The organism is Polynucleobacter bastaniensis, assembly GCF_018882205.1.
GTDB lineage: Bacteria > Pseudomonadota > Gammaproteobacteria > Burkholderiales > Burkholderiaceae > Polynucleobacter > Polynucleobacter bastaniensis.
In genome coordinates this window covers 165,873-179,062 of record NZ_JACVOU010000002.1, presented here as the reverse complement: position 1 = coordinate 179,062, position 13,190 = coordinate 165,873, and the positions used below count along the sequence as shown (strand labels likewise).

Annotated in this window: 11 protein-coding genes and 1 pseudogene; all 12 read right to left on the bottom strand. The window is 46.8% G+C overall.

The window, feature by feature from the left end:
- Positions 1–14: 14 nt before the first annotated feature.
- The 12 genes and pseudogenes from rfaD to serC all read right to left on the bottom strand — a co-directional run bounded on the left by rfaD (position 15) and on the right by serC (position 13,177).
- Complete coding sequence (gene rfaD / locus ICN22_RS04005; protein WP_216169002.1) at positions 15–1,043, bottom strand: ADP-glyceromanno-heptose 6-epimerase; 1,029 nt, start codon at positions 1,041–1,043, stop codon at positions 15–17.
- Positions 1,040–1,969: a D-glycero-beta-D-manno-heptose-7-phosphate kinase gene (rfaE1, locus tag ICN22_RS04000; protein WP_216169001.1), complete on the bottom strand. Its 930-nt coding sequence runs from the start codon at positions 1,967–1,969 to the stop codon at positions 1,040–1,042. The genes rfaD and rfaE1 overlap by 4 nt, the downstream gene beginning before the upstream one ends.
- Positions 1,970–2,011: 42 nt before the next feature.
- Positions 2,012–3,376, bottom strand: a complete 1,365-nt coding sequence (locus ICN22_RS03995) for a UDP-glucose dehydrogenase family protein (protein WP_216169000.1) — start codon at positions 3,374–3,376, stop codon at positions 2,012–2,014.
- An 80-nt stretch (positions 3,377–3,456) separates the two neighbouring features.
- Positions 3,457–4,668 (bottom strand): lipopolysaccharide assembly protein LapB, encoded by a 1,212-nt coding sequence (gene lapB / locus ICN22_RS03990; protein WP_216168999.1) that lies wholly within the window; start codon positions 4,666–4,668, stop codon positions 3,457–3,459.
- A 108-nt stretch (positions 4,669–4,776) separates the two neighbouring features.
- Positions 4,777–5,073: pseudogene (locus ICN22_RS03985) on the bottom strand (integration host factor subunit beta); the annotation flags it as partial.
- 51 nt (positions 5,074–5,124) lie between these two features.
- Positions 5,125–6,798, bottom strand: a complete 1,674-nt coding sequence (gene rpsA, locus ICN22_RS03980; RefSeq protein ID WP_215304875.1) for a 30S ribosomal protein S1 — start codon at positions 6,796–6,798, stop codon at positions 5,125–5,127.
- A 143-nt stretch (positions 6,799–6,941) separates the two neighbouring features.
- Entirely contained in the window at positions 6,942–7,604 is a 663-nt protein-coding gene (gene cmk / locus ICN22_RS03975; protein WP_216168998.1) for a (d)CMP kinase, read from the bottom strand.
- A gap of 12 nt (positions 7,605–7,616) precedes the next feature.
- Entirely contained in the window at positions 7,617–8,936 is a 1,320-nt protein-coding gene (aroA, locus tag ICN22_RS03970) for a 3-phosphoshikimate 1-carboxyvinyltransferase (RefSeq protein WP_216169340.1), read from the bottom strand.
- A gap of 8 nt (positions 8,937–8,944) precedes the next feature.
- Positions 8,945–9,826 (bottom strand): prephenate dehydrogenase, encoded by an 882-nt coding sequence (locus ICN22_RS03965; RefSeq protein WP_216168997.1) that lies wholly within the window; start codon positions 9,824–9,826, stop codon positions 8,945–8,947.
- A gap of 32 nt (positions 9,827–9,858) precedes the next feature.
- A complete protein-coding gene (hisC, locus tag ICN22_RS03960) occupies positions 9,859–10,989 on the bottom strand; it encodes a histidinol-phosphate transaminase (RefSeq protein WP_216168996.1) in 1,131 nt (376 codons plus the stop codon).
- Complete coding sequence (pheA, locus tag ICN22_RS03955; RefSeq protein WP_216168995.1) at positions 10,986–12,080, bottom strand: prephenate dehydratase; 1,095 nt, start codon at positions 12,078–12,080, stop codon at positions 10,986–10,988. The genes hisC and pheA overlap by 4 nt, the downstream gene beginning before the upstream one ends.
- Positions 12,080–13,177, bottom strand: coding sequence for a 3-phosphoserine/phosphohydroxythreonine transaminase (gene serC / locus ICN22_RS03950; RefSeq protein ID WP_216168994.1), 1,098 nt, complete (start codon positions 13,175–13,177; stop codon positions 12,080–12,082). Before serC ends, pheA begins: the two co-directional genes overlap by 1 nt.
- Positions 13,178–13,190 lie beyond the last annotated feature (13 nt).

Below are 13,190 nucleotides of genomic sequence, written 5' to 3'. Positions count from 1 at the left end.
AGTCTTTTTCTTGGTCAATTACTTGCTAGGGGACTTGCCAAAAAATCTGTATTAGCTGATAACCAAGCAACATAACGACTGACACCCTGCTCCACATTGAGGAAGGGTTCCGAGTATCCAGCAGCACGCAGATTAGTTAGATCTGCTTGCGTGAAGCACTGATACTTACCTTTGAGCGCATCTGGGAATGGGATGTACTCAATTGCCTTTTCTTTAACCAATTCTTCTAGGCTAGCAGGGTTAGCTTTATCAATTTTGCGCATGGCGTTAGCTACTGCGTGAGCAACATCATTGAATGGTTGTGCGCGGCCACTACCGAGATTGAAGATGCCACTGATTTCGGGGTGATCTAAGAAATATAAATTCACTTTCACTACGTCTTCCACTGATACAAAGTCACGACTTTGCTCACCAGCAGCATAACCACCATACTCACCAAAAAGCTTAACTTTGCTATTAGCTTTGTATTGGTGATACTGGTGGAATGCCACTGAAGCCATACGGCCTTTATGTGATTCACGTGGGCCGTAGACATTGAAGTAGCGGAAACCAACCACTTGTGCAGCATTGGCTTTTTCAGTAAAGCGCTTGCGTATTACTTGATCGAATAGAAACTTGGAGTAGCCATAGATGTTCAATGGCTTCTCATGCTCACGACTCTCTACAAACACATCAGAACCACCATAGGTTGCTGCTGAAGAGGCGTAGAGTAATTGCACTTTTTGTTCTGTGCAGATATCGAGTAAATCCATGGTGTAACGGAAATTATTTGCCATCATGAAGATGCCATCCGTTTCCATCGTATCGGAGCAAGCCCCTTCATGAAAGACTGCCCTCACCTTACCAAAGCGACCGCTTTTAAATGCCTCTAGAAACTCATCTTTATCTAGATAATCAATGATGTCTAAATCTGCCAGATTGCGATACTTATCAGCTGGATTCAAATCGTCAACTGCAATAATATTTTTCTCGCCACGCGCATTGAGCGCTTGAACAATATTGGCACCAATAAACCCAGCTGCGCCGGTCACGATAATGGTCATTGCAATTCCTCAGAAGTAACAGTGGCTGTACCCAACTTACCAACCACAATACCACCAGCCCGATTAGCCAAAGCCATCGCTCTTTCTAGTGGCCAGCCAGCTGCTAATGCGACTGCTAGCGTTCCTATAACGGTGTCGCCCGCACCTGACACATCAAATACTTCGCGTGCCTGCGCCTTTACATGACTCACACCAGCATCAGTAAATAAACTCATACCCTCCTCGGAACGAGTGAGAAGAAGCGCCTCGAGGTTTAATGACTTTCTGAGATCTTGTGCTCTCTTGGTGAGATCCTCTTCACTGGTCCATTTACCCACGACTTGGCGGAGCTCACTACGATTTGGAGTGAGTACAGTAGCGCCACGATATTTAGCATAGTCGTCACCCTTAGGATCGACTAGGATCGTTTTCTTTTGAGCGCGAGCCTGCTCAATCATCAAAGTTACCTGACCTAAGGCACCTTTACCGTAGTCAGACAAAATCACTACATCAGCATCACCAACCAGCTTCTCGTAACGCTCGAGTTTGTGAGCCAAAGCTGCCTCACTTGGAGTTTCCTCGAAGTCTAAGCGAATCAATTGTTGCTGTCTTGCAATGACCCGCAACTTCACTGTTGTCGGCACTTTGCTATCAATCTCCAATTGACTATTAACGCCACTGGATTTTAAGAGATCTGTAATACGTCGTCCTGCCTCATCATCACCAATCACACCCAAAATCATTGTCTTAGCTCCAAGCGCCGCAACGTTACGAGCAACGTTAGCAGCACCACCTAAACGCTCGTCAATCTTGCCCACTTGAACTACTGGTACTGGCGCCTCAGGGGAGATCCGATTTGTATCACCAAACCAATAGCGATCCAGCATGACATCGCCCGCTACTAATAAGCGGGCTTTAGAAAATTGTTCTCGGTTAGCTTTTTCCACGATGTAACTAATCTCTCTAAGGAATTCTTTTTGTACTGATAATTAATTATGACGACCAATACCTTGGTACTCAATACCTAATTCTTGCATAGCTTGTGGCTCATACAAATTACGGCCATCAAAGATAATAGGGTTCTTCAGTTTGGCTTTGAGAAGGTCAAAATCAGGACTACGGAAGGCCTTCCACTCAGTCACGATTACCAAGGCATCGGCACCTTGGGTTGCTGCCATGGGGTCATCCACCAAAGTCACTTGCTTGAGACCTTCTGGATTGCCTTTGAAGTCCACTTCAAGACAATGTCTGGCTTCTGGCATTGCTACTGGATCGTGTGCCACGACCTGAGCACCACGCTTGACCAGCTCCTGGATAATGACTCGACTAGGGGCTTCGCGCATATCGTCAGTATTGGGCTTAAATGCCAAGCCCCACATAGCAAACTTCTTGCCAGCCAGATTTTTACCAAAGCGTTTTTCAATCTTCTCTACAAGGATGTACTTTTGGGCTTCGTTCACCGCTTCGACAGCATCTAATATCTTCAGATCACGTCCATGCTCAATAGCAGTTTTGGATAATGCTGAAACATCCTTCGGAAAGCAAGAGCCACCATAACCAGTACCAGAGTATAAAAATCCGTAACCAATACGGGAGTCTGAACCAATACCTTGGCGCACTGCTTCAATGTCAGCGCCAACTAAGTCAGCTAGATTGGCTAACTCGTTCATAAAAGAGATGCGGGTAGCCAACATGGCATTGGCTGCATATTTGGTGAGCTCAGCACTCTTCACATCCATGTAATAGGTGCGCTCGTGATGGCGATTAAATGGGGCATAGAGTTTGCGCATTTGCTCTTTAGCCCGCAGACCTGCTGGGGTATTTTGTGTACCAATCACAATGCGATCTGGGCGCATGAAATCTTCTACGGCTGCGCCTTCTTTGAGGAACTCTGGATTGGAAACTACTGAACAAAGCTCTGGTGACAGACCTCTTTTATTGAGCTCTTCGCTGATAGCAGTAGATACTTTGTCAGCAGTGCCTACTGGCACAGTGGATTTATCGACGATCACTTTAGGAGTAGTCATATGACGACCGATATTGCGAGCTGCTGCTACGACGTACTGAAGATCAGCAGACCCATCCTCATCAGGAGGCGTTCCAACAGCAATAAACTGAATATCACCATGCGCTACAGAGGCGGCAATATCAGTAGAGAACTGCAAACGACCAGCAGCGCGATTGCGCTCGATCATCTCTTTAAGGCCTGGCTCATAAATCGGTACGCCGCCGGAGTTGAGGATATCAATCTTTTTAGAATCTACGTCCACACAAAAAACATTATTACCCTGCTCCGCTAAACAACCGCCGGTGACAAGACCAACGTAACCGCTTCCAATGATAGTAACTTTCAAGACATCTCCAAATCGCTATGGTTTCAGTACCATCATTAAAAAACTATTTGATGACGGTTTAATTAATTTATTTAGTTCATTTACATCGATGGGCCGCTAGACACGGAACCTTCACTACGTCTTGGGGAGTATGCTTCCCAATAATTACAGCCCGGACACTGCCAATAAAATCGTCTTGCACGGAAACCACAGTTACCACAGGTGTAACGAGCCAAACTGGTTGTACGTTGCTTTAATAAACTGAGTGTTGCCTGTAAATCAGACACTCGCTCTGGCGTGCCATTGCTCTCAGCTAATGCCAAACGTGTTTCTGCCAATTTCGAGAGAGCACTCAAACTGGGTGAATGCTGCATCACCTCAACTAGCATCACTTCAGCAGCTTGAGCCCCACGAATTTGGGTCATATGCTTTTGTACAATATCGAGCAACTCACCTGAGGCTTGGGTTTTTAGTAATTCACATAGCGCACTCAAACCTAAATCTGCTTTATCAAGCGATGTGTGCGCAGCCATCCAGCGGTCTGCTAGCAAATGCATGTAAGCAGGATGAGTCTTTGCAATTACAGCCCATACATCGATTGCTTGAGCTGAGCAATCCATAGCCATCAAATAATCACCCTGCAAAATAAGTGCACGTGCATGGTGAGGAACCGCTTGTAATGCCAACTGAACAGACTGCTCAACCGCTGGCAAATCTTTGCGACGCAATGCTTCTTGACCAAGCTCACAATGAAACTGTGCAATCTCGGTGTGATGTGATTTTCCTTGCAGGGCCTCGAGCTCGCTTGCAGCAATGATGGCTTTTTTCCAGTCTCGCTCAATTTGATACATTTCGAGCAGACTCTCTTTTGCTGGGGCAGCAAACTTGCCTTCGCCCACGCGATTTAATGATGCTTCAGCACGATCCAATAAACCAGCACGCAGAAAATCACGGCCTAATTCATAAGCAGCATGGTCTCGATCTCGTGGCTTTAAGTCATCACGATTCGCAAGGTGTTGGTGAACTCGAATCGCCCGCTCAGTTTCACCACGACGACGGAATAAATTACCTAAAGCAAAGTGAAGATCGATTGTTTCAGGATCAAGCTGAGCAATCTTGACCAAGGTTTCAATTGCCTGATCTGGTTGCTCATTTAATAAAAGACTTAAGCCCTTAAAGGTTGAACGCTGTTGGCGCATACGCTCGCGCTCATCCATGCGATTTTCAAGGCGCAAATCCCAGCGACTAGCCAACCAACCAATGCCAAACATCACTGGTATTAATAAAAGCCAGGAGGTTGCGATCTGAATCATGCTGTGCAGAATTTAAATAAAAAAATGGTCCGAATGGACCACTGGATATGCGCTATATGACTAGGCACCAGAACCCTCTTTAGGGCTCACCTGCTTCAAAGGCTTGTAATCAACGCGCTCACGTAATTCTTTACCTGGCTTGAAATGGGGCACCCGTTTTTCTGGGATCAATACCTTCTCACCAGATTTTGGGTTACGACCAGTGCGCGCAGGACGGTGATGCAAAACAAAGCTACCCACACCGCGTAACTCAATTCGCTTGCCTTCGGCCAAAGCATGAGTCATGGTGTCTAGCAATGTTTTTACTGCCAACTCCACATCTCTTGGTAATAGCTGGGGAAACTGTTCCGCCAAGCTCTCCACGAGTTCGGAGCGAGTGATTGCTTGTTGCTCTTGATCTGACATATCTATCAATAAAAAACCGCCGCTCTCCTAATGGAAAGCGGCGATATTGATTTAGCCTTGATTGTCCATTTTTGCTTTTAACAAGGCGCCCAAGTTGGTTGTGCCAGACTGCGCATCACCTTGGAGCTTGCTCATAGCATCTTGTTGATCAGAGCTGTCTTTAGCTTTGATTGAAAGATTGATTGCACGTGACTTGCGATCAATATTAATAATCATTGCAGTTACGCTATCGCCTTCTTTCAATACATTGCGTGCATCTTCAACGCGATCTGTTGAGATCTCAGAAGCGCGCAAGTAAGCTTCAACTTCATCAGCCAAGTGAATGGTTGCACCCTTAGCATCAACAGCCTTCACAGTACCAGTTACAAGGCTACCCTTGTCGCTAACGGATGTGTAGTTATTAAATGGGTCGCCAGACAATTGCTTAATACCGAGAGAGATACGCTCTTTCTCAACATCAATGGCTAATACAGTAGCTTCAACTTCATCGCCTTTTTTGTATTTCTTAACAGCTTCTTCACCAGGCTCATTCCAAGAAATGTCTGAAAGGTGAACCAAACCATCGATACCGCCAGGCAAGCCGATGAACACACCAAAGTCAGTAATAGACTTGATCGCGCCAGTCAACTTGTCGCCTTTTTGTTGGCCACGTGAGAACTCTTCCCATGGATTTGCTTTGCACTGCTTAATGCCCAAGCTGATACGACGCTTGTCTTCATCAATATCCAGAACCATGACTTCAACTTCGGTTCCTAGTGCAGTAGCTTTGCTTGGAGCAACGTTCTTGTTAGTCCAGTCCATTTCAGAAACGTGTACCAAACCTTCGATACCAGATTCGATTTCTACGAACGCGCCGTAGTCAGTCAGGTTGGTTACCTTGCCGAATAAACGGGTGTTTGGTGGGTAACGACGAGCGATACCAACCCATGGATCATCACCAAGTTGTTTCACGCCGAGAGAAACACGGTTCTTTTCTTGATCGAACTTCAAAATCTTCGCGGTAACTTCTTGACCAACAGTCAACATCTCGCTTGGGTGACGCACACGACGCCATGCCAAATCGGTAATGTGCAAGAGGCCATCGATACCACCGAGGTCTACGAACGCACCGTAGTCAGTGATGTTCTTAACGATACCTTGAACAACGCTACCTTCTTTAAGGTTAGACATCAACTTTGCTCGCTCTTCACCTTGGCTAGCCTCAACCACTGCACGACGTGACAACACTACGTTGTTACGCTTACGGTCAAGCTTGATAACCTTGAACTCCATCGTCTTACCTTCGTAAGGGCTGGTGTCTTTGATTGGGCGTGTATCAACGAGTGATCCGGGCAAGAATGCGCGGATACCGTTAACCATGACTGTCAAGCCGCCTTTAACCTTACCGGTAACAGTACCAGTAACTATCTCAGCTTGCTCAAGCGCTTTCTCCAAGTTCATCCATGATGCCAAGCGTTTCGCTTTATCACGGGAAAGGATGGTGTCGCCATAGCCGTTCTCAAGAGCGTCAATAGCAACAGAAACGAAATCGCCAGGAGCTACCTCAATCTCGCCAGCGTCGTTATGGAATTCTTCAACAGGAATAAACGCTTCGGATTTCAATCCAGCGTTAACAACGACGAAGTTATGGTCGATGCGAAGTACTTCAGCCGAAATAACTTGGCCGGTCTTCATATTCGATCGGGTTAATGATTCTTCAAATAGTTCTGCAAATGATTCAGACATTTATATATTCACTTTGTGCCGCCAGAAGGCCTGACGGGTTAGGTTAAAAAAGCCCCAAGAAACACGCTAAATTAGATAATCGCGTTGTAGAGTTTCTTAAGACGCCAAAACAACTTCTACTACTTTTTACTGCCCACCAAAAATTAAGATGTTGTTGATTGATACCAATCTAGAACCGTCTTAACTGCTTGATCTATCGACAATTCCGATGTTTCTAGCACTTTGGCGCCGTCTGCGACCAACAAAGGTGCGGCACCTCGACTACTGTCTCTGGCATCGCGCTCTTGCAAATCGTGCAACAAGTCCTCTAGTTTAGCAGAAATTCCCTTAGCTATCAATTGCTTATACCGACGTTCCGCTCTAGCCTCAGCTGTTGCAGTGAGGAAAATCTTCAAAACCGCATCAGGAAATATCACGCTAGCCATGTCTCGACCATCAGCAACTAAGCCTGGAGCCCGCCTAAAACCATGCTGAACACTGATTAAAGCCAGCCTTACTTCTGGATGCACCGCTATTGCAGAAGCACGCAAACCAATGCTTTCTGTGCGAATGGCATCGGTTACATCTTCCGAATTAAGCAAAATTTGGCCATTTTTGAACGAAATCACCAGTTTTTTGGCCAAAATACCCAATTCCGGGCCATTTTGAGGATCAACGGATGCTTTTTCACTTCCCAGGGCAACAAGCCGGTAGAGCGCACCACTGTCCAGATAATGAAAACCTAACTTTTCCGCTACCAAGGAAGCAACCGTCCCTTTGCCAGAGGCGGTGGGACCATCAATTGCGATAACTGGGGGCAAATTCATCAGAAGCGACTTCTAGGAAACGATCTTTGCAAATTCAGCAAAGTAAGTGGGGAAGGTTTTTGCAACGCAGTTGGGATCATTGATCTTGAGCGCATTAGGGCCAAAAGCACCCAAAGAGAAGCACATGGCCATGCGATGGTCATCATAAGTATCAATACCTTCATCAGGAGACTTCCAATCAGAAACAGAAGGCGGCGCTTGGACTACGATGTAATCTGCGCCCTCTTCGACAATAGCGCCCACCTTTTTTAATTCTTTAGTCATCGCTGCAATACGATCAGTTTCTTTCACGCGCCAGCTAGCAATATTATTCAAACGCGTAGGGCCTTCAGCAAACAAAGCGGCAACAGCTAAAGTCATCGCCGCGTCTGGAATCTCCGTGCAATCGATTGTGATGCCATTGAGCTTGCCGTTAGCATTCTTGACGCCAGCAACCTCAATCCAATCCTCGCCCGACGAAATGTTTGCACCCATCAGTGCGAGTGCACCAGCAAAAGCTACGTCACCCTGAATGCTTTGACTACCAACGCCTAAAACACGCACCGGTCCATTACTAATCGCACCTAGCGCTAAGAAGTAAGAGGCAGACGATGCGTCACCCTCAACCGATAAAACACCGGGGCTTTGATATACCGCACCAGAGGTCTTAGCGGGAATGACAAACGACTGCCCATCAGGACAAGCCACTTTGACGCCAAAGCGTGCCATCAGCTTGAGCGTGATATCGATATAAGGACGAGAAATCAACTCACCAATCACTTCGATCCTCACAGACTCTTTTGCAACTAAAGGCAAGGCCATCAACAAGGCTGTCAGAAATTGGCTAGAGACATCTCCGCGCACCCTCACAACATCTTTGATTTCAATATCAGCGGCAAGAATCTTGATAGGCGGATAACCTTCTTGTAATTCGTAATCAATCTTTGCGCCTACTTGGCGCAGACCGTCTACTAAATCTCGAATGGGTCTTTCATGCATACGAGGCACACCAGATAAGCGATATTGACCACCTTGCATTGCAAGAGCTGCTGTTAGCGGACGAATAGCTGTACCCGCATTGCCCATGAAGAGATCTGCATTTTGTATGGGGAACTTACCGCCACATCCTTCAACTACGCAGACCTTATTTTCTTGATCGGTCACCGATAGCCCCAACTGGCGTAGTGCATTACGCATCACCTGGGTATCGTCAGCATCTAGTAAATTTTTAAGCGTTGTTGTGCCTGAAGAAAGGGCGGCTAGTAATAAAGCTCGGTTAGAAATGCTCTTAGAGCCTGGCAAGACTATCGAGCCTTGTGCCCGCTTGAATGGTCCAATTTTGATATCCGGCAAGCCGCTCATCAAAGCCCATCCAAATCTTGGCGTGCTTTGCTGGCCTTGTTGAATAACTTCTCTAAGCCAGCACCATCATTGTCAGCAATCAATTTACGCATGTGAGTCACGATGAGCAAATATTGATCAAGCTCTTTGAGAACTGCGGTGCGATTACCTAGGCAAATATCACGCCACATCTCTGGGCTCGAAGCTGCAATGCGTGTGAAATCTTTGAAGCCTGCGCCCACATGACTGAGCTTTTGATCAGCATCCTCTGAGTTCACAACACTGGCCATTAATGCATAAGACAGAATATGCGGCAAATGAGAGACTGCTGCGTAGATTGCATCATGCTGTACACAAGAAATCTTTTTAACAACAGAGCCAACTGACTGCCAAAAGCCTTCGATTAAATCGGTATCTTGTGGGGAGTTTTCTTGTAGGGGGCAAAGAATGGTTTGCTTGCCTTCAAATAAATCTGCTGTTGCAGCGCTAGCACCATGTTGCGCGCCACCAGCAATCGGGTGCGCCGGTACAAACTGACAAGCTTTTTTACCCAAAACTTCTTTAGCGGCCAAGATCACATCGCCCTTAGTGCTACCCGCATCGGTAATCATTGTTTTAGGTTCAAGATGAGGTTCGATGATTTCAAAGGCTGTACGCATCTGCGCCACTGGCATGCATAACACCATCACGTGTGCTTGCTTAGCGGCCTCAACTAAGTCAACTACAGCATCTATAGCACCCATCTTGAGCGCTTGGTCTAGATTCGCGACGCTACGGCCGACACCCAAAACCTGATTGACTACGCCCGTTTTTTTTAATGCCAGACCCAAGGAAGCACCAATGAGACCAACACCAACAATCGCGACGGTACCGTAATTACTAGATGGATTAATGATGGCCATTGGCTTATGAAATTTATGTAATTAGTGCTGAATTACTGCTGCGCCAAAATATCTTTGAGGGCATCAATAAATGCTGCGTTCTCTTCGGGTAGGCCAATGGAAATACGCAACCATTGTGGTAAACCGTAATTGCCAACTGGGCGAACAATAATGCCACGCTTAAGCAACTCTAAATTAATACGAGCACCAGCGCCATCATCTTCACCCACTCTCACGAGCACAAAGTTGCCAGCAGAAGGAAGGTAAGTTAAGCCAAGCGCATCGAATGCTTGTGTCAGTTGAGCTAGACCAGCGCGATTCAATTCAAAGCCTTGCTGCAAGAAAGCAGAATCTTGGAACGCTGCGATCGCCGCTGCTTGCGCCAGACTGTTGACGTTAAATGGTTGACGAATACGGTTGAGTAAATCCGTCAAGGCAGGCTGAGCCACACCATATCCGATTCGTAAGCCTGCTAAGCCATAAGCCTTTGAGAAGCTGCGAGACAAAATCATATTAGGAAAGCGCTTCACCCAAGCAATCGCGTCATATCGCTGCTCTGGAGTGAGGTACTCGTTATAAGCCTCATCCAATACAACCACTACATGAGCAGGCACAGCCATTAAGAAATCTTCGATCTCTTTAGCGCTTAAGTAGCTACCGGTCGGATTATTTGGGTTAGCCACAAACACCAGCTTCGCTTTATCACCTGAGGCTTTAACTGCTTGTAGCATGGCAGGCAGGTCATGACCATACATTGCAGTTGCAGTTACTTCAATTGCCTTAGCGCCTACAGCTTGTGTCGCTAATGGATAAACCGCAAAGGCATGTTTAGAGAAGATCACCTCATCGCCAGCCTGAGCTACTGCACGTGCAGCTAACTCCAAAATGTCGTTACTACCGTTACCCAAGGTAATCCAATCCGTTGGAACACCTAAACGCGCTGATAGAACATTCTTTAATTCAAAACCATTGGAATCTGGATAGCGACCCAAGTCACTCGCAGCTTTAAGCATCGCGTCTTGCGCCGACTTTGGCATACCTAATGGATTTTCATTAGATGCGAGCTTCACAATCTTGTTTTCATCAAGGCCGTACTCACGCGCGACCTCACTGATGGGTCGCCCACCAACATAGGGAGCTATCGCATGAATATGCTTTAAACCAATGTTAGATTTTGATGTCATGCTGAATGAGGATATGAGCCGAGGTTTTTATAAAAAGCAGCTATCGTTTTTAACTCTTCTAATGCTTTGGCTACTTTTGCGTCTTCAGTATGTCCCGCTACATCAATATAGAAGTGGTACTCCCAAGTTCCCTTGCGAGCAGGGCGAGACTCAAAGCGATTCATGGAAACGCCATGCTTGGCCAAAGGCTCTAATAAACGATGTACGGCACCTGGTTGGTTATCTACTGATAGCACCAGAGATGTTTGATCTTTGCCAGTAGGTTGACACTCGTAAGTACCGACCACCACGAAACGAGTACGATTTTGTGGATCATCCTGAATCTGTGCGGCTACTGCCTGCAATCCATAAACTTCTTGCGCAGGGTCTCCAGCAATCGCCGCCAAAGTCGGATCATTGGCAGACATACGAGCAGCCTCTGCATTACTGCTTACTGCTTGACGCTTTAATTGGGGGGCATGCACGCTCAACCATTGCTGACATTGCGCCAAAGCCTGAGCGTGTGCACAAACCGTAGTCACGCCATCTAAGCTACCGCTCTTGGTTAAAAGATGGTGACGAATAGGCAACACCACTTCACCGCTAATCCGCATCGGCGAGTCTAGAAGCAAGTCTAAGGTTCTTGAAATCGCACCCTCACTAGAATTTTCTACAGGCACAACACCAAACTGCGCCGCGCCCTTCTCTACCGCCTTAAATACTTCATCCAAACTGTTGCAAGGAAGACCGGCAATCGAGTGGCCAAAATAGGTTTGCGCTGCTTGCTCTGAAAATGTGCCTACTGGACCAAGATAAGCAATCGTCTGACGCGCTTCTAAAGCACGGCAGGCAGACATCACCTCACGCCAAATGGCAGCGATACCATCATGCAACAACGGACCCTTGCTGAGCTCCTGTAAACGCGCAACAACTTGACGCTCACGCTCTGGCCTAAACACGGGCGATGAAAACCCACCCTTAATGTGACCGACCTCTTGAGCAGCTTTTGCACGCTGTGATAGCAAATCTAAAATCTGCGCATCCAGTGCATCAATCTTGTCGCGGATTGGCGCTAGGCGCTGTTCTTCGGTACTTTGGTCTTTGGAGCTCATTAGGCACGCCTTTCAAAGTCACGCATAAATTCCACTAAGGTCTTGACGCCCTCTAGCGGCATTGCGTTGTAAATACTAGCGCGCATACCGCCTGCCGCTTTATGACCGCGCAAGGCAACTAAGCCTGCTGCATTGGATTGCTCCAGGAACTGGGCATTTAAATTTTCATCTTTCAGAAAGAATGTGACATTCATTCTGGAGCGATATTCTTTGGTAACGCGGCTCTCATACAAGCTACTCTGATCTAGGAAGTGATAGAGCAAGTCTGCTTTTTCTTGATTGCATTTCTCAATCACTTTTACACCGCCTTGCTTCATCAACCACTTGAAGCCAAGACCAGCCATATAGATGGCAAAGGTGGGTGGCGTGTTCAACATGGAATCAGTTGCTGCTTGTTTAGACCAGTCCCAAATCGATGGTGTAATTTTCATACTGTGCCCCATCAGATCTTTTCGAACGATCACGATCGTTACGCCGGATGGACCAATATTTTTTTGTGCGCCGCCAAACCAGACACCACACTTTGTGACATCCATTTCCCTGGAAAGGATGTTGCTAGAAATATCTGCGACTAGTAACTTGCCATTGACATCAGGAACATCGGGGAACTCTACGCCACCAATGGTTTCATTCGCACAGTAATGAACATAAGCAGCATCATCTGATAGCTGCCAACTAGAGCGATCTGGGATCGTGTTAAATTTTTCAGCCGCAGAAGAGGCTGCTAGATGAGCAAGGCCATACTTGTCCGCTTCTTTGTACGACTTTTCTGACCAAATGCCAGTGACTAAAAAATCGGCCTTGGGACCATTTTTGGCTAAGGGCATCAGGTTCATGGGAATTGCAGCATTTTGACCTAAGCCACCACCTTGAAGCATCAAGATTTCATAGGAATCCGGAATGCCCATAAGGGTGCGTAAATCTTGCAGCACTTCCTCATACAAGGCCATGAACTCTTTGCCTCGATGACTCACTTCCATGACGCTCGCGCCCAAGCCCCGCCAATTCAACATCTCTGCAGCAGCCTGCTTCAATACCTCTTCAGGCAAGGTAGCAGGCCCCGCAGCGAAATTAAAAATGCGGCGGTCAAACGTCATGGAGTTAATTAAC